The 16,960-nt window shown below is 70.3% G+C and carries 13 protein-coding genes; 6 read left to right on the top strand and 7 right to left on the bottom strand.

Annotation, left to right across the window (positions count from 1 at the left end; all coding sequences use genetic code 11):
- Window positions 1–3: 3 nt before the first annotated feature.
- Complete coding sequence (locus C7389_RS08280; protein WP_133590229.1) at window positions 4–5,619, top strand: FimL-related protein; 5,616 nt, start codon at window positions 4–6, stop codon at window positions 5,617–5,619.
- Between the two features lie 64 nt (window positions 5,620–5,683).
- Here C7389_RS08280 and C7389_RS08275 read toward each other — a convergent pair whose 3' ends face one another.
- Window positions 5,684–7,126 (bottom strand): cryptochrome/photolyase family protein, encoded by a 1,443-nt coding sequence (locus C7389_RS08275; protein ID WP_133590227.1) that lies wholly within the window; start codon window positions 7,124–7,126, stop codon window positions 5,684–5,686.
- Window positions 7,127–7,234: 108 nt separating this feature from the next.
- Between C7389_RS08275 and C7389_RS08270 the strand changes: the two genes are divergently transcribed.
- The 5 genes from C7389_RS08270 to C7389_RS08250 are packed head-to-tail and all read left to right on the top strand — an operon-like array spanning window position 7,235 to window position 11,007.
- A complete protein-coding gene (locus tag C7389_RS08270; protein ID WP_133590225.1) occupies window positions 7,235–7,801 on the top strand; it encodes a YqgE/AlgH family protein in 567 nt (188 codons plus the stop codon).
- Window positions 7,794–8,279, top strand: a complete 486-nt coding sequence (gene ruvX / locus C7389_RS08265) for a Holliday junction resolvase RuvX (RefSeq protein ID WP_133590223.1) — start codon at window positions 7,794–7,796, stop codon at window positions 8,277–8,279. Before C7389_RS08270 ends, ruvX begins: the two co-directional genes overlap by 8 nt.
- Window positions 8,266–8,766: a bifunctional pyr operon transcriptional regulator/uracil phosphoribosyltransferase PyrR gene (gene pyrR / locus C7389_RS08260; protein WP_133590221.1), complete on the top strand. Its 501-nt coding sequence runs from the start codon at window positions 8,266–8,268 to the stop codon at window positions 8,764–8,766. The genes ruvX and pyrR overlap by 14 nt, the downstream gene beginning before the upstream one ends.
- Complete coding sequence (locus tag C7389_RS08255; protein ID WP_133590219.1) at window positions 8,759–9,718, top strand: aspartate carbamoyltransferase catalytic subunit; 960 nt, start codon at window positions 8,759–8,761, stop codon at window positions 9,716–9,718. Before pyrR ends, C7389_RS08255 begins: the two co-directional genes overlap by 8 nt.
- Window positions 9,719–9,729: 11 nt before the next feature.
- Window positions 9,730–11,007, top strand: a complete 1,278-nt coding sequence (locus C7389_RS08250) for a dihydroorotase (RefSeq protein WP_133590217.1) — start codon at window positions 9,730–9,732, stop codon at window positions 11,005–11,007.
- Window positions 11,008–11,123: 116 nt separating this feature from the next.
- On the opposite strand, the gene C7389_RS08245 is transcribed toward C7389_RS08250, so the two are convergent.
- The 6 genes from C7389_RS08245 to C7389_RS08220 form a co-directional block, all read right to left on the bottom strand.
- Window positions 11,124–12,137, bottom strand: a complete 1,014-nt coding sequence (locus C7389_RS08245) for a bile acid:sodium symporter family protein (protein ID WP_133590215.1) — start codon at window positions 12,135–12,137, stop codon at window positions 11,124–11,126.
- A 198-nt stretch (window positions 12,138–12,335) separates the two neighbouring features.
- Window positions 12,336–13,025 carry a GntR family transcriptional regulator gene (locus C7389_RS08240; protein WP_133590213.1) on the bottom strand — a complete coding sequence of 230 codons (690 nt, stop codon included), beginning with the start codon at window positions 13,023–13,025 and terminating at the stop codon, window positions 12,336–12,338.
- A gap of 8 nt (window positions 13,026–13,033) precedes the next feature.
- Window positions 13,034–14,020: an ABC transporter ATP-binding protein gene (locus C7389_RS08235; RefSeq protein ID WP_133590211.1), complete on the bottom strand. Its 987-nt coding sequence runs from the start codon at window positions 14,018–14,020 to the stop codon at window positions 13,034–13,036.
- On the bottom strand, window positions 14,017–15,102 hold the full coding sequence (locus C7389_RS08230; RefSeq protein WP_133590209.1) for an ABC transporter ATP-binding protein: 1,086 nt from the start codon (window positions 15,100–15,102) through the stop codon (window positions 14,017–14,019). The genes C7389_RS08235 and C7389_RS08230 overlap by 4 nt, the downstream gene beginning before the upstream one ends.
- Before the next feature lie 4 nt (window positions 15,103–15,106).
- A complete protein-coding gene (locus C7389_RS08225) occupies window positions 15,107–16,000 on the bottom strand; it encodes an ABC transporter permease (RefSeq protein WP_133590207.1) in 894 nt (297 codons plus the stop codon).
- A gap of 10 nt (window positions 16,001–16,010) precedes the next feature.
- Complete coding sequence (locus C7389_RS08220; protein ID WP_133590205.1) at window positions 16,011–16,958, bottom strand: ABC transporter permease; 948 nt, start codon at window positions 16,956–16,958, stop codon at window positions 16,011–16,013.
- Window positions 16,959–16,960 lie beyond the last annotated feature (2 nt).

Genomic DNA, 16,960 nt, shown 5'->3' with positions numbered 1-16,960 from the left:
CACATGACGCAAGCCATCGAAGCCGACCTCGGTCCGCTCACCTGGGTCAAGAGCGAAATCGACCTCGCGCTCGCGCGTGCGGCCGAAGCGCTGGAGCAGGCCTGCAGCGCGGGCGACGGCGCCTCCCAGGTCCAGTTCGCGCAGACGCATCTGCACCAGGTTCGCGGCGCCCTGTCCATCGTCGGCCTCGACGGCCTCACCCAGTTTGCCGCCGCGCTCGACCAGCTGATGGGCAAGCTTGCCCGCGGCGAAATGCCGGTGGACGATGCCCCCCTGGCGCTGGTGCACCGCGCACTGGCGAGCATCGGCAACTACCTGGAAGAAATCGCCCGCGGCGCACCCGACCAGCCGATGCGGCTGGCACCGCTGTACCAGGAGATCAATGCCGCCCGCGGCGACACCGGCTCCCCGGTGGAGCTCTTCTTCCCCGACCTCGGCATCCGCCCTCCACGCCGCGCCGACGACCCGCGCCCGCCCGAAGGTGCAGCCCTTCAAGCCGCGCTGCGCACACTGCGCGCCCGCTTCGAGCGTGGCCTGCTGGACCTGCTCCGCCGCCCCGGCCAGTCCACCGGCCCGGCGGCGATGCGTGCCGCCGCCGCCGACATCGAAGCTCTGCAGCCCCACCCGCTGGCCCGCAGCCTGTGGTGGAGCGCCCAGGCCTTCTTCGACGCCCTTGCCACCGGCGACGTCGACATGGACGCCGCCCGCCGGCTGTGCGCCCAGCTGGACGCCCAGCTGCGCCGCCAGCTCGGCGGCAATCCTGCGGCGCCGGAGCGGCTGTTGCGCGAGTTGCTCTACCTCGTCGCCCAGGCCCCGGCAACCACCGAGCAGCAGCGCGCCGTGCGTGCCACCTGGCAGTTGGACACCCTGCTGCCGCCCGCCAGCGCCCGCGTCAGCGAAGTACCGCTGGCGCCCTTGCTGCAAAGCCTGCGCACCCGCCTGAATACCGCCAAGGAATGCTGGACCGAGTTCAGCGAAGGCAGCGCCGCCGCCCTGCCGCGCTTCGACGCTGAGCTGACGGAACTGGCCGGCGCTGTCGCCCAGCTCGGCCGGCCTGCGCTGGACCGCCTGCTCACCGGCCTGCAGGGTTTCATCCAGTGGCTGCGCAAGGACCCGCTGCGCTTCTCCGAGACCGTCGGCCTGGAAGTCGCCACCGCGCTGCTGCTGGCGGAGGCCGCGGTGGATCGCGGCATCGTGGAAAACGATCTCGCCCAGCAGGTGGATGCCACCCTGGTACGCCTGCGGGCGCTGGAACAAGGCGACGACCTGCAGGCTGCCGGCCCGGCGCCCGGCCTCGCCGCCGCCCGCCGCGCCCAGGAAAAGGAGGCGCTGGCCCAGCTGTCGCGGGAGATCCTCACCAGCCTGGCGCACATCGAACAGGCGCTGGACGACTTTTTCCGCAACCAGGAGAAACGCGCGCCGCTGGCCCAACTGTCAGCGCCGATGCAGCAGATCGAAGGCGCACTCATCCTGCTTGGCGAGACCGAAGCCATTGCGCTGGTCCACCAGTCCGCGGAAGAAATCGCCCACTTCGCCGCCGGCGGCAGTGGCGAGCCGGCCGAATTCGAAGCCCTGGCCCACAGGCTGTCGGCCCTGGGCTTCTACATCCAGTCCCTGCAGCACGGCCGCAACACCCTGCAGGATTTCCTCGATCCGGAAGCCCGCAAGGCGGCCCAGGACAGCGAGGAAATCAGCTACGCCGAGCCTGTCACAGGCATTCCTTCCGGGCCCACCCCCGCTCCGGCACCGGCCGCCGGGCCAGCCCCCGGTTCCACCGCAGCAACGGAGCCGGAAGCGGAAGAAGCCGTCGCGCTGGAGCTGGCTCCACTGGAACTGGCAGATTTCGACTTGCCGGTGCAGGAGCCGGTCGCAGTGCCCGCCCCCGCCGCCGAGACCCAGAAGCTGATCGAAGCCAGCGACGCCGAGATCGACGCCGAACTGCTGTGCATCTTCATCGAAGAAGCACATGACGTACTCGCCACCATCGCCGAGCAGCTCGAACTCTCCCGCACCTCGCCCGCCGACAGCCAGACGCTGACCGCCATCCGCCGCGGCTTCCACACCCTTAAGGGCAGCGGCCGCATGGTCGGCCTGCGTGAGCTCGGCGAAGCCGCCTGGGGCCTGGAGCAGACCCTGAACCGCTGGCTGCAGCTGGAGTGGCAACCCAGCCCGGCGCTGCACCACCTGATAGACGCCGCCCACCAGTACTTCGCCGCCTGGGTCGCCCAGATGGAGGCCGGCGCCGGCCAGAGCAGCCCCGACCCCGAGGCCGAAGCCGCGCTGCTGGCCGAGGCCGAGCGCCTGCGCGCCACCGACACACCGGCGCAGGAGCCGGCGGTGTTCACTGCCCCCGCGCCGGAAAGCCGGGACGGGCTCATGGAGACCTCGCTCGAGTTCCCCGACCTCTCCCTGTCCGACGACGGCGAGATCCTGCCGGTGGAGGCCGAAATCCCCGCCACGCCGCAGCCCCTGGCGGTACCACCGCTGGTGGACGAAGGCTTCCACTCCGAGGAAACCTCGCTGGAGCTGGACAGCAGCTACCTGCTGGACGACCGCGACGCGCTGCCCGGGCTGGAGCCGGCCGGCGACCGGGCCAGCGGAGGCACGCCGGCAGCCGAAACGCAGCCCCCGCAGGCCCCACCGCTTGCCCTGGATGACCTCGACATCGACCTGGAGCTGGAGGACGACGCCCTCCCGCCGCTGCCGGAAGCCGGAGACGACGGCGAGCTCGTCACCGAGGAAGCCCCGCCGCCGGCCGCCGAAGCGCCCGCCGCCGCGCCGGAAAGTGGCGCCGACTTCGTCCGCCTCGGCGACACCGAGATATCCCGTCCGCTGTACGACCTCTTCCTCGGCGAAGCCCGGCACCACATCGCCACCCTGCATCAGGAATTCACCCGCCTGGCAGCCAACCCGACGCTGCTGCCGCAGGAACCCTCGGTGCGCGCCGCCCACACCTTGGCCGGCATCTCCGGCACCGCCCGCCTGACTGCGCTGCACACCCTGGGCCGCGCGCTAGAACATGCACAGCAGCGCCTGCGCGACCTGTCGCAGCCACCCACCGCCGACGAGACGGCACTGTTCACCACCGTCACCGACACCCTGGAGGCCATGCTCGCCGAGGTGGCACAGCAGCAACTGCCACTGGAAGTACCCGAGCTGGTGGACCAGCTGGACCGCAGTGCCCGGCCGCTGATCGAAGAACTGCCGGCCCCGCAGCCGCTGGACGACGCCCCGCTGCCCGCCCCGGCTGCGGCCGGGCTCGCCGAAACGCTCGCCAGCAGCCCCGTCAGCGCGGCCGAGCCAGAGCCAGTGGACGAGGAGGCACCCTCGCCGGTCCATGACGACATCGACGAGCAGCTGCTGCCCATCTTCCTGGAAGAAGGCGTGGAGCTGGTCGGCGAGTTGCACGCCCGGCTGCGCAGCTGGGAAGACGAACCAGCGCAGGCCGCGCATCCTCAGGCTGTCGCCCGCCTGCTGCACACGCTGAAGGGCAGCGCCCGCATGGCCGGCGCGATGACCCTGGGCGAACGCCTGCACCAGATGGAGTCCCGCTTCGAGGCCGGGCAGAAGAGCGGCCGCGCCCCGGCGGCACAGATCGAGGACCTCGCCACCGGCCTGGACTTCGTGCAGCAGACGATGGATGCCCTCGCCAGCGGCGAAGCCGTGCCCTCGCCGGCGGACGCCCAGCCCGCCAAGGCGGCGGAGGCCGCAGCCACCACGGCGGCACCTGCCGCGGAAGCAGCCCTTGCCGGCGACCCTGGCGACGGCAAGGACGCCGCTGCCGACATCGAGAACATCGCCTCGCCCACGCTGCGGGTGCGCGCCGACCTGGTGGACCGCTTCGTCAACGAAGCCGGCGAAATCGGCATCGCCCGCACCCGCATCGAAGGCGAGCTGCGCACCCTGCGGCGCTCGCTGCTGGACCTCACCGAGAACGTCATCCGCCTGCGCAACCAGCTGCGCGAGGTCGAGATCCAGGCCGACGTGCAGATGCAGTCGCGCATCGCCCAGGCCGAATCCGCTCACGGCGAGTTCGACCCGCTGGAGATGGACCGCTACACCCGGTTGCAGGAACTCACCCGGATGATGGCGGAGAGCGTGAACGACGTCACCACGGTGCAGCAGAACCTGCTGAAGAACCTGGACGGCGCCGACATCGCCCTGCATGGCCAGGCGCGCCTGTCGCGCGAGTTGCAGCAGGCGCTGATGGGCGTGCGCATGGTGCCCTTCGACAGCCTCGCCGACCGCCTCTACCGCGTCGTCCGCCAGGCCGCCAAGGACCTCGGCAAGCGCGCCAACCTGGACCTGCGCGGCGGCCGCATCGAGGTGGACCGCGGCGTGCTGGAACACATGGTGGCGCCGCTGGAACATCTGCTGCGCAACGCCCTCGCCCACGGCATCGAAGCCCCCGCCCAGCGCGAGGCCGGCGGCAAGCCGGCCATCGGCCAGATCACTCTCAGCGTCAGCCAGGAAGGCAATGAAATCGCGCTGGAGCTGAGCGACGACGGCGCCGGGCTGGACTTCGGCCGCATCGCCGAACGCGCCCGCGCCAACGGCCTGCTGGGCACGGACGAGCACGCGGACGAGCGCCGCCTGACCAACCTCATCTTCGTCCCCGGCTTCACCACCGCCGGCGCGGTGTCCACCGTCGCCGGCCGCGGCGTCGGCATGGACGTGGTCAAGGCCGAAACCGCCGCGGTCGGCGGCCGCATCGATGTACACAGCGACGCCGGCAAAGGCACCGTGTTCCGCATCTACCTGCCGCTGACCCTGGCGGTGACGCAGGCGCTGCTGGTGCGCGCCGGCGGCCGCAGCTACGCGATTCCCTCCAGCATGGTCGCCCAGGTCATGGAGCTGAAAGCGGACGCGCTGGAGAAGCTGCGCAACGACAAGGGCACCGAGTGGATGGGCGAGCGCTACGCCTACCGCTACCTGCCGCGCCTGCTGGGCGACCGCCAGACGCGGCCGGAGGTGCAGCGCTACAACTGGGTGCTGCTGCTGCGCGCCGGTGCGCAGACGCTGGCGCTGCATGTGGACGCGCTGCGCGGCAACCAGGAAATCGTAGTCAAGAACGCCGGGCCGCAGCTGGCGCGCATCGTCGGCATGTCCGGCGCCACCGTGCTGGGCGACGGCGAGATCGTGCTCATCCTGAACCCGGTGGCGCTGGCCAGCCGCAGCCTGGCGGAAGCGGACGAGGATGGCGGCGAAGACGGCATGCTGCCGGCAGTCGCCGCGCAGCCCAGCCAACCGACAGTGATGGTGGTGGACGACTCGCTCACCGTGCGCAAGATCACCGGCCGCCTGCTGGAGCGCGAGGGCTACCGGGTGGTGACCGCCAAGGACGGCGTGGATGCGCTGGAGAAGCTGATCGAGACGGTGCCGGACGTGATCCTGTCCGATATCGAGATGCCACGCATGGACGGCTTCGACCTGGTGCGCAACATCCGCGCCGACGCCCGCACCCGCCTGGTGCCGGTGATCATGATCACCTCCCGGCTGGCGGACAAGCACCGCCGCTACGCGGAGGAAGTCGGCGCCAACCACTACCTCGGCAAGCCCTACCAGGAAGAGGAACTGCTCGGCCTGCTGGCGGGCTACACCGCGCGCACGCCGGCCTGAGCGGCGTCCGGCGGCAGGCTTGGAACCACGGCGGGGGCCGCGCAAGCGCCCCCGCCGTCTTCGTTCACTCCCTGGCCAGCATGCCGAAGCGCGCCAGCGTCCGCTCGCGGGCCTCGGCGTGGTCCACCACCGGCGCCGGATAATCCACGCCGATGCGCACCCCGGCCACGCTCTGGTCCACGCCGCCCATCTTCCACGGCGCATGGATGAACTTGTCTGGCACCCTGGCCAGCTCTGGCAGGTAGCGGCGGATGAACTTGCCCTCCGGGTCGAACTTCTCGGATTGCGTCACCGGATTGAAGATGCGGAACCAGGGCTGGGCATCGCAGCCGGTCGAGGCCGCCCACTGCCAGCCGCCGTTGTTCGCCGCCAGGTCGTAGTCCAGCAGCAGCTCGGCGAAATGGCGTTCGCCCAGGCGCCAGTCCACGCCCAGATCCTTGGTCAGGAAGGAGGCGGTGACCATGCGCAGGCGGTTGTGCATGTAGCCGCTGCTGCTGAGCTGGCGCATCGCCGCGTCTACCAGCGGATAGCCGGTGCGCGCCTGGCGCCAGGCATCGAACAGTGCCGGCGCATCGTCCCAGCGGATGGCCTCGTACTCCGGGCGGAAGGCGTGGTCCACCACGTCCGGCCGGTGCCACAGGATCATCTGGTAAAAATCGCGCCAGATCAGCTCCTTCAGCCAGGTTTCCGCCCCCGCGCCGCCCTCGCGCCAGGCATGGCCGGCCAGTTCGCGGATGGAGACGGTGCCGAAGCGCAGATGGGCGGAAAGATAGGACACGCCCTTCACCGCCGGGAAATCCCGCGCGCGCTGGTAGCGGCCCATGCGTCCGCGGAAATCCTCGAACAGGCTGCGGCCGCCGCGCATGCCGGTGGGCAGGCGCAGCTCATCGCTATCGCTGGCACTGAAACCGATGTCGGCCAGCGTCGGCACACCGCTGTCCACCGGCGGCGCAGCCAATGCCGCCGCGTACTTCTCCACCGGATAGGCGCGCACCTGGAAGTCATCCAGCTGCTTCAGCCAGGCCTTGCTGTAGGGCGTGAACACGCTGTAGGGCTGGCCAGTCTGGGTGAGCACCTCGTTGCGCTCGAAGATCACCTGATCCTTGAGATCGGCGAAGCCGATGCCCGCCTGCGCCAGCGCCGCGCTCACCCGGCCGTCGCGGGCGATGGCCGCCGGCTCGTAATCGCGGTTGGCGAATACCATGGCGACACCCAGCTCGCTCGCCAGCCTGGGAATTTCCTCGTCGGCGCGGCCGCGGCGCACCACCAGCCCGCCGCCGGCCGCGCCCGCCTGCTGCGCCAGCTGGCGCAGCGCCGCGTCCAGCTCGACCACCGCGGCGTGGATGAAATCCACCCGGCGGTCGCAGCGGCCGGGCAGCGCATCCAGGATCTCGGTGTCGAAAACGAAGGCGCAGTACACCCGGTCCGCCGCGCGCAGCGCGTGGTACAGGGCGGCATGGTCGAAACTGCGCAGATCGCGGCGGAACCAGACGAGGGCGGAGGACATGGCGTGACGGGGCTCGGGCGCCGGGGGCGCGGGACCGCGATTATGCGTCGGCCGCCCGCGCAGCGCTTCCCCGCACATCCGCCGCGGCGACGGCGTAAAATGGCGCGCATGGAAACGCCCACGGCCAACCTCACGCACCACTTCCTGATCGCCATGCCCAACATGGCCGATCCCCATTTCTCCCGCACCCTCACCTACATCGCGGAACACAACGAGCAGGGCGCGCTGGGCATCATCATCAACCGCCCGATCGACATGACCGTCGCCGCGCTGTTCGAGCGGGTGGAGCTGCCGCTGGAAGCCGAGGGCTTCGCCGCCCAGCCGGTGTATTTCGGCGGCCCGGTGCAGACCGACCGCGGCTTCGTGCTGCACCGGCCCTCCGGCGACTGGCACTCCACGCTGCGGGTGAACGACGACGTCGGCCTCACCAGCAGCCGCGACATCCTGCAATCCATCGGCAGCAACGGCCAACCAGGCGAAGTGCTGATCACCCTGGGCTACGCCGGCTGGGCCGCCGGCCAGCTGGAGCAGGAGATCGCCGACAACGCCTGGCTCACCGTCGAGGCCGACATGGCCATCGTCTTCGACCTGCCGCCGGAAGAGCGGCTGGTGGCGGCGATGCAGAAGCTGGGCATCGACTTCGCCAAGCTCAGCGAGGTTGCCGGGCATGCCTGATCCGGGCGCCCCGGTCTCCGCCTCGTTCCATCCCGTTTCGCAGCCGCCACGCGGCACGGTACTCGGTTTCGACTTCGGCCTCGCCCGCATCGGCGTGGCCGTCGGCGAGCTGGAAACCGGCCAGGCCAGCGCCCTGCTGACCTTGCACGAAGAGAGCAACAACGACCGCTTCGCCGCCATCGGGCGCCTGCTCGAAGAGTGGAAGCCGGTCGCGCTGGTGGTGGGCCTGCCCACCCACCTCGACGGTACGCCGCACGAGCTCACCGCCCGCTGCCGCCGCTTCGCCAACCAGCTGCACGGCCGCTTCAACCTGCCGGTGGCGACGGTGGACGAACGCCTGTCCTCCGCCGCCGCCGACGCCGAGATGCGCGAAGCCGGCGTGCGCGACTGGCGCGGCCGCAAAGCGGCGGTGGATGCCGTTGCCGCGCAACTGATCCTGCAACACTTCCTGGACTCAACCCGACATGCAACTGCCTGACGCTGAAACGCTCTGCCGGCAACTCGCCGCGCAGATGCGCCCCCATGTCACGCCCGACACCGTGCTCGTCGGCATCCACACCGGCGGGGTGTGGCTGGCCGAGCGCCTGCAGCAGGAACTGGGGCTCTCCCATCCGCCAGGCGCCATCGACGTCTCCTTCTACCGTGACGACTACGGCGCCCGCGGCCTGCATCCGCAGCCCCAGCGCACCGAGATCCCCTTCGCGGTGGAAGGCGCGCCGGTGATCATCGTGGACGACGTGCTCTACACCGGCCGCACCACCCGCGCCGCGCTCAACGAGCTGTTCGACTTCGGCCGTCCCGCCCGCGTCGAACTGGCGGTGCTGGTGGACCGCGGCGACCGCGAACTGCCCATCGCCGCCCGCTACTGCGCCCTCACCCTGCCGGAACCCCTTCCCGCCAGCCAGAACCTCCAGCTCGAACGCGAGGAGGACGGCACGCTGACCCTGAGGCTGATCGATGCGTAACCCCCAACTGAACAAGCATGGCGAGCTGCAGCACCTGCTGACGCTGGACGGACTGCCGCGCGACGTCATCACCGCCATCCTCGACACCGCCGCGCCCTTCACCGAAGTGGCCGAGCGCGAGGTGAAGAAGCTGCCGCTGCTGCGCGGCAAGAGCATCTTCAACCTGTTCTTCGAGAATTCCACCCGCACCCGCACCACCTTCGAGATCGCCGCCAAGCGCCTGTCCGCCGACGTGGTGAACCTCAACGTCTCCACCAGCTCCACCGCCAAGGGCGAGAGCCTGCTGGACACGGTGGACAACCTGTGTGCGATGCAGGCCGACATGTTCGTCGTGCGCCATGCCGCCAGCGGCGCGCCGGTGCTCATCGCCCAGCACCTGCAGGCCACTGCCCGCGACCACATCCACGTGGTCAATGCCGGCGACGGTCGCCATGCGCATCCCACGCAAGGCCTGCTGGACATGTACACCATCCGCCACTACAAGCGCGACTTCTCCAACCTGGTGGTGGCCATCGTCGGCGACGTGCTGCACTCCCGCGTCGCCCGCTCCCAGATCGCCGCGCTGACCACGCTGGGCGTGCCGGAGGTGCGGGTGATAGGCCCGCGCACGCTGCTGCCCACCGAGGTCGAGAAGCTCGGCGTGCGCGTGTTCCACGACATGAGCGAGGGCCTCAGGGATGTGGACGTGGTGATGATGCTGCGGCTGCAGAACGAGCGCATGAACGGCGCCCTGCTGCCCACGCCGCAGGAGTACTACAAGATCTGGGGCCTGACGCAGGAGAAGCTGGCGCTGGCCCGCCCCGACGCCATTGTCATGCACCCGGGCCCGATGAACCGCGGCGTGGAGATCGACTCCGCGGTGGCCGATGGCGCCCAGGCGGTGATCCTGCCCCAGGTCACCTTCGGCATCGCCGTGCGCATGGCGGTGATGAGCATGCTCGCGGGACAGTAAGGGAACAAGGGATGAGAATTCAGATCGCCAAGGGCCGGTTCATCGATCCGGCCAACCAAGTCGACCGCGTCCAGGACGTCTACATCGCCGACGGCCGCATCGTCGGCCTCGGCAGCGCCCCCGCCGGCTTCGAGGCCGACCGGGTGGTCGAGGCCGAGGGCCTCGTCGTCTGCCCCGGCCTCATCGACATCGCCGCCCGCCTGCGCGAACCCGGCTTCGAATACCTCGCCACGCTGGAAACCGAGATGGAAGCCGCCATGGCCGGCGGCATCACCAGCCTCGCCATTCCGCCGGACACCGACCCGGTGCTGGACGAGCCCGGCCTGGTGGAAATGCTGTGCTACCGCGCCAAGAAGCTCAACCGCGCCCATATCTACCCGGTCGGCGCGCTGACGCTGGGCCTAAAGGGCGAGCGCCTGTCGGAGATGGCCGAGCTGGTGGAGGCCGGCTGCGTCGCCTTCAGCCAGGCCAACGTGCCCATCGTCGACAACATGGTGCTGATGCGGGCGATGCAGTACGCCGCCACCTTCGGCTTCCGCGTCTGGCTGCAGCCCATCGCCCCCTTCCTCGCCCGCGGCGGCTACGCCCACGACGGCGAAGTCGCCAGCCGCCTCGGCCTGCCCGGCATCCCGGTGGCAGCGGAAACCGTGGCGCTCTACACCTACCTGCAGCTGGCCAAGATCACCGGCGCCCGGCTGCATGTCACCCGCCTCTCCAGCGCCGCCGGCCTCGCCCTGGTGGACCAGGCCCGCGCCGAAGGCATGGATGTGAGCTGCGACGTCTCCATCAACCACCTGCACCTGTCCGACATGGACATCGGCTACTTCAACGCCAACTGCCACCTGGTGCCGCCGCTGCGCAGCCAGCGCGACCGCGAAGCGCTGGTGCAGGGCCTGGCCGACGGCCGCATCAACGCCCTGTGCTCCGACCACACCCCGGTGGACGACGACGGCAAGCAGACGCCTTTCTCCGAATCCGAAGCCGGCGCCACCGGCATGGAACTGCTGCTGCCGCTGACGCTGAAGTGGGCCACCGAGGCCGGCGTGCCGCTGCTGAAGGCGCTGGCGCGCATCACCTCGGACGCCGCCGCCATCGTCGGCATCACCAAAGCCGGCCACCTCGGCGTCGGCGCCCGTGCCGACGTCTGCGTGTTCGACCCGGCGGCCTACACCCCGGTAAACCGCGATGCGCTGAAGAGCCAGGGCAAGAACACGCCCTTCCTCGGCCTGGAGCTGCCCGGCCAGGTGCGCTACACCCTGGTTGAGGGTCAGGTGATGTACGGCGGCTGAAGCGCGCTCGCGCGATCAATGCCGTGAATGAGAACGGGCTCCACGAGGAGTCCGTTCTTCGTTTATTGCCGGCAGTCGGGGCGGCCACGCCGCCCGCCCCGACTCCCGCATGACGGTCAGCCAGCCGCCTTCGCAGTTGCGCTCGCCGCCTCGCCCTCCGCCTGCTCCCGCTCCTTCGCCCACTTCTGCGCCAGCACGCCGCCGACGGCGAGCTGGAAGGGGTGGTAGATCATGATGGGCAGCAGGATCAGGCCCAGCGCCGGGTTGGCGCCGAAGATCAGCTGGGCCATGGGCACGCCGGAAGCCAGCGTTTTCTTCGAGCCGCAGAACACCGCGGCGTAACGCTCCGGCTCGGCGATGCCGATGGCGCGGCACAGCGCATTCACCGCGTAGATCACCCCGCAGAACACCAGCGCCGACCCCACCGCCGCCTCCAGCACCGCGGCGATGCCGTAGTGGGACCACACGCCCTGGGCCACCGAATCGGCGAAGGAGGTATAGACCAGCACCAGGATGGTGATGCGGTCCACCAGCGCCAGCCGCTTCTTGTGCCGGTGCGCCCAGGCGCCCAGCAGCGGGCGGGAGAGCTGGCCCACCGCCAGCGGCAGCAGCAGCCACAGGCACAAGTCCAGCATCACCTCGCCCACCGGGAACTCCGCCCCGCTGTGGCCGATCACCAGGCCCAGCCACAGCGGCGTCAGCACCACGCCCAGCAGGCTGGACAGGGTGGCATTGAACACCGCCACCGGCACGTTGCCCTTGGCCACCGCGGTGAGCGCCACCGAGGACGACACGGTGGAGGGCAGCGCGCACAGGTAGAAGAAGCCCAGCTGCAGGTCCGGCTTCATCCAGCCCTGGGTGACGAAGAGGATGCCGAGGCCGAGGATGGGGAAGAGGCCGAAGGTGATGCCCTGGACCAGCAGGTGCACCCGCCATTGGGCGGTGCCCTGGCGCAGCGCGGCGAAGCTCAGGCCCAGGCCGTTGAGGAAGAAGATCAGCGCCACGCCGATCTTGTTGAGCAGTTCCGGCTGCAGCCAGCCGCCGTGGGCGCCGGGCTCCGGCCAGAGGCTGGCCAGCAGCACCGCCACCACCATGCCCTTCATGAACCAGTCGAACTTGAAATGCTTCATCGCCCGGCCTCCCGCCGCATGGCGGCAAGGAAAAGGCTCTGGGGAAAGCGCAGGCGGCCGGCGGCTGGCGCCATGCGCCCGGGGAAGGCGGTAAGGACTTTCATTGCTCGTCTCTCTGTTGCTCTGTTGTCATCGGCGGCCCGCTGCCGCCCTTGGGGTCATCACTTCAAGCACCGCACGGCCGCATGCCGGTCCACCTCAGACGGCCTCGCCCTTGCCCCACAGCGGCGACAGCCGCTGGGAGGCGCTGCGGGCGGAGAGCAGATGGGCACGCATCTCCCGGAAAGCGCCCAGCGCATCGCCCGCCAGCAGCGCCTCGACGATGGTGGCGTGCTCGGCGAAGGAGGCGCCGATGCGCTCGAAATCGCGGAACTGGGTGCGGCGGAAGGGGGTAACACGGGTGCGCAGCGCCGCGGTCACCTCCTTCAGCACCGGGTTGTGCGCCGCGTCCATGATCAGCTCGTGGAACTCGACGTTGAGCGCTGAGTAGGTTTCCATGTCGCGGCTCTGCAGCGCGGCGCGGCTGGCTTCGTGCAGCGCCGCCAGCCGGGCGCGCTCGGCCTCGTTCATGCGCAGCGCGGCATGGCGGGCGCAGGCGGCTTCAAGTTCGCCGATGGCCTCGAAGGTGTAGTCCAGCTGCTCCGGCGTCATCTGTGCCACCGAGGCGCCGCGGTTGGGCTTGTAGACCACCAGGCCGGAGATGGCGAGCAGCTTGATGGCCTCCCGCACCGGCGTGCGCGAGACGCCGTAGCGCTCCGCCAGCGCGTACTCCTCCAGCCGCGCGCCCGGTGCGAAGTGGCCGAGGACGATGTCGTCGGCGATGCGCTTGCATACCTCGTCGGTGAGGCGGCCGCGGGATTTGTCTACGGTTTCGGGCGCGTTTTCCATGGTCTCCCTCAGGCGTGGGCCGGCTGCAGCAAGGCGTGCCAGCAAGCGGCGCGGTGGCGTTCGTCGCCCGCCATCGCCTGCAGCGCCGGCACCTGCTCGCGGCATTGGGCGCTCGCATGGGCGCAACGCGGGGCGAAGGCACAGCCGGGCGGCAGCGCGGCGAGGTCCGGCGGCGCGCCGGGAATCGCCGGCAGCGCCTGGTCGCGCGGCACATCCACCACAGTGGAAGCGAGCAGGCCGGCAGTATACGGATGGGCGGGGCGCTGCACGACGTCGGCCACACTGCCTTCCTCGACGATGCGGCCGCCATACATCACCGCCAGGCGGTCGGAGACTTCCACCGCGGCGCCAATGTCGTGGGTGACGAAGATCACCGACATGCCCAACTCCCGCTGCAGCTCGCGCAGCAGCAACAGCACCTGGATCTGCACGGTGGCGTCCAGCGCGGTGGTGGGCTCGTCCGCCAGCAGCAGCCTGGGGCGGCAGGCCAAGGCGAGGGCGATCATGGCGCGCTGGCGCATGCCGCCGGACATCTCGAAGGGGTAGGCGTCCAGCCGCCGGCGGGCCTGCGGAATCTGCACCCGCTCCATCAGCTCCAGCGCGCGGGCGCGGGCGGTATCGGCGTCGATGCGCTCATGGGCGCGGATGGTTTCGACGATCTGCTCGCCCACGGTGTACAGCGGGTCGAAAGCCAAGCCGGGGTCCTGGAACACCATGGACACCATGCCGCCGCGGTACTGCTCCAGCGCGCGGCCCTGCAGCGCCATGACGTCGGTGTCGCCGACGCGGATCTGGCCGCTCATGCTCGTGCGCGCCGGCGGATGCAGCTTCAGCAGGGTGCGCAGGGTGACGCTCTTGCCGGAGCCGGATTCGCCCAGCAGGCCGAGCACCTCGCCCTCGGCGAGATCGAAGCTGACGCCGTTCAGGGCGCTGGCGTTGCGTTCGCCGTGGAAGCGCACGTTGAGGTCGCGCACGCTGAGTAGGGGCTTGCTCATTGCACAGCCTCCGGGTTGGCCGCCGGCGCCGAACTGGCGTAGCCGGAGGCGGGGTCGTTCATGTGGCAGCGGGCGAAGTGGCGGCCGTCGGCATCCAGCGGCAGCATGCGCGGTGCCTGCTCGGCACAGACGGCGCGCGCATTCACGCAGCGGTCGCGGAAGCGGCAGCCGGCCGGCGGATCGATCGGGTTGGGCGGATCGCCCGCCAGCGGCGAGCGCTGGGTGCGGTTGGCCGGGTCCATGGAGGGCACCGCCGACAGCAGCGCGCCGGTGTAGGGATGGCGGGCGGCACCGTAGATGGCTTCCACCGGGCCGATCTCCACCACCTGGCCGAGGTACATCACCATCACCCGGTCGCTGAAGTAGCGCACCACATGCAGGTCGTGGGAGATGAAGAGGTAGGTGAGGCCGCGCTCTTCCTTCAGCTCGCGCAGCAGGTTGAGCACCTGGGCCTGCACCGACTTGTCCAGCGCCGCCACCGCTTCGTCCAGGATCAGCAGGCGCGGCTCGAAGGCCAGCGCGCGGGCGATGTTCACCCGCTGGCGCTGCCCCCCGGACAGCTCGTGGGCGTAACGGCCGCCGAACTGCTCCGGCGCGAGGCCGACGCGGGCCAGCAGCGCCCGCGCCCGTGCGCTCGCCTCCTTGGCCGGCAGGCCGTGGGCGCGCGGACCGAAGGCGATGGCCTCTTCCATGGTCAGCCGCGGGTTGAGCGAGGCGAAGGAATCCTGGAACACCATCTGCAGGTTGCGGCGGTAGTCCTTCAGCGCCATGCCGCCGAATTCGGCCACGCCCTCGCCGTCGAACACCAGGCTGCCCTGGTCGGCGTCGATCAGGCGGGCGATCAGCCGCGCGGTGGTGCTCTTGCCGCAGCCGGACTCGCCGACGATGCCCAGGGTCTCGCCCTTGGCGACGGCGAAATCCACGCCGTCCACCGCGTGCACCTTGCGCGCCGGGCCCTTCTTCACCCACGGCAGGGCGCCGCTCTCGCGCACCGGGAAGTGCTTCTGCAGGCCCTTGACGCTCAACAGCGGCTGGGCAGGGCCGCCGCGGTCGGCGACGGCGGATTGTTCTAGCGCGCTCATGGCGTCAGCTCCGGATGTCCATCGCCGAGCGGATGCCGTCGGCGAGCAGGTTGAAGCAGATGGAGGTGATGAAGATCATCGCCCCCGGCAGCGCGGCCACCAGCGGGTTCTGGAAGATGGCCGGGCGCAGGGTGTTGAGCATCAGGCCCCACTCCGGCTCCGGCGGCTTCACGCCCAGGCCGAGGAAGGAGAGGCCGGAGGCCAGGATCATGCAGACGCTGATGAGGCCGGTGGAATAGACGAAGACCGGGCCGAGCACATTGCCCAGCACCTGCTCGCGCACGATCATCCACGGCCCGGCGCCGCTCATGCGCGCCGCCTCGATGTAGTCGAGCTGGCGCACTTGGGTGGTGACGCTCTCCGCCACCCGCGTCACCTGCGGCACGAACACCAGGGTGAGCGCCAGCAGGCAGTTGTTGAGGCCGGCGCCGAGCGCGCCGGAAATGGCCACCGCCAGCAGCACCGAGGGGAAGGCGTAGAACACGTCCAGGGTGCGCATGATGACCATGTTCACCCGGCCGCCGACGTAGCCGGCGATGACGCCTATGGTGGTGCCGATGCCGAAGGCCAGCACCACCGGCAGCACGCCCATCAGCAGCGACTGGCGGCCGCCATAGATGAGGCGGGTGAGCATGTCGCGGCCGAGCTCGTCGGTGCCGAGCAGGAAGCCTTCGGCGCCTATGGGTTGCAGGCGCTTGATCATGCTGCCCTTGAAGGGGTCGGCCGGCGCGATCAGCGGCGCGAACACCGCCGCCAGCAGGATGAGGAGAAGGATGGCCGCGCAGGCCAGCGTGACCGGGTCGCGCGACAGGCGCCGCAGCACCCGCGACCAGTAGCCGCGCGAGCGCTGTGCGGGAAGGGTGGCCGGCGCGCTGCCGGCATCCAGGGCGAGTGACATGGCGTGGTCCTCAGGTCCGCCGCATGCGCGGATCGATGAAGGGCTGGGCGATGTCGACCAGCAGGTTGAGCAGGACGAAGAACAGGCACAGCACCAGCAGCGTGCCCTGCAGCAGCGGCAGGTCGCGCTGGAAGATGGCGGTGTTCAGCAGGAAGCCGGTGCCCGGCCAGGCGAACACGGTTTCGATCAGGATGGAGCCGCCCATCAGGTAGCCCAGCTGCAGGCCGGCCACCGCCAGCACCGTGGGTGCGGCGTTCTTCGCCACATGGCGGAAGATGCGGCGGTTGCCCAGGCCCTTGGCGCGCAGCGCCTGGACGAAGTCCTGCGCCAGGATGTCCACCACCACCGCGCGCACCGTGCGGGTGAGGATGCCCATGGGCACCACCGCCATGGTCAGCGCCGGCAGCACGATGTAGGGCAGGTGCGCGCCATCCAGGAACCAGCCGCCTTCCGGCCCGGCGCCCATGGCCGGCAGCCAGCCCAGGGTGATGGAGAACACGATGGTCAGCACCAGGCCCAGCCAGTAGTGGGGCACGCTGACGCCGATGACGGAGATGAAGGTGGCGATGCGGTCCACCCAGCCACCGTGGCGGTAGCCGGCGATACCACCGAGCACACAGCCGGCGAGCACACCGATGATGGCGGCCACGCCGGCCAGGGAAAGGGTGTTGCCCACCGCCGCCATGACTTCGCTGGTGACGCTGCGGCCAGTGGCGATGGAAGCGCCGAGGTCGCCCTGCAGCGCGCGCCCCAGCCACAGGCCGTACTGCACCGGCAGCGGCCGGTCCAGTCCGTAGGCGGCCTTGAGGGCGGCGATGGTCTCGGCCGGCGCGTCGGCGGGGGCGATGGCGTTGAGCGCGTCGCCCGGCGCAATGTGCACCAGCAGGAAGGCCACCAGCGTCACCGCCAGCGCGATCGGCACCGCGTAGAGCAGACGCTTGATGATGTAGGCAAACATGG

Origin of the sequence: Azoarcus indigens (genome assembly GCF_004361735.1) — a bacterium.
GTDB classification, from domain to species: Bacteria; Pseudomonadota; Gammaproteobacteria; order Burkholderiales; family Rhodocyclaceae; genus Azoarcus; species Azoarcus indigens.
This window is presented reverse-complemented; position numbering and strand designations above follow the sequence as displayed.

Coding starts and splice junctions, on each gene's coding strand:
- C7389_RS08280 (WP_133590229.1), top strand. CDS start 4: ATGACGCAAGCCATCGAAGCCGACCTCGGTCCGCTCACCTGGGTCAAG.
- C7389_RS08275 (WP_133590227.1), bottom strand. CDS start 7,126: ATGTCCTCCGCCCTCGTCTGGTTCCGCCGCGATCTGCGCAGTTTCGAC.
- C7389_RS08270 (WP_133590225.1), top strand. CDS start 7,235: ATGGAAACGCCCACGGCCAACCTCACGCACCACTTCCTGATCGCCATG.
- ruvX (WP_133590223.1), top strand. CDS start 7,794: ATGCCTGATCCGGGCGCCCCGGTCTCCGCCTCGTTCCATCCCGTTTCG.
- pyrR (WP_133590221.1), top strand. CDS start 8,266: ATGCAACTGCCTGACGCTGAAACGCTCTGCCGGCAACTCGCCGCGCAG.
- C7389_RS08255 (WP_133590219.1), top strand. CDS start 8,759: ATGCGTAACCCCCAACTGAACAAGCATGGCGAGCTGCAGCACCTGCTG.
- C7389_RS08250 (WP_133590217.1), top strand. CDS start 9,730: ATGAGAATTCAGATCGCCAAGGGCCGGTTCATCGATCCGGCCAACCAA.
- C7389_RS08245 (WP_133590215.1), bottom strand. CDS start 12,137: ATGAAGCATTTCAAGTTCGACTGGTTCATGAAGGGCATGGTGGTGGCG.
- C7389_RS08240 (WP_133590213.1), bottom strand. CDS start 13,025: ATGGAAAACGCGCCCGAAACCGTAGACAAATCCCGCGGCCGCCTCACC.
- C7389_RS08235 (WP_133590211.1), bottom strand. CDS start 14,020: ATGAGCAAGCCCCTACTCAGCGTGCGCGACCTCAACGTGCGCTTCCAC.
- C7389_RS08230 (WP_133590209.1), bottom strand. CDS start 15,102: ATGAGCGCGCTAGAACAATCCGCCGTCGCCGACCGCGGCGGCCCTGCC.
- C7389_RS08225 (WP_133590207.1), bottom strand. CDS start 16,000: ATGTCACTCGCCCTGGATGCCGGCAGCGCGCCGGCCACCCTTCCCGCA.
- C7389_RS08220 (WP_133590205.1), bottom strand. CDS start 16,958: ATGTTTGCCTACATCATCAAGCGTCTGCTCTACGCGGTGCCGATCGCG.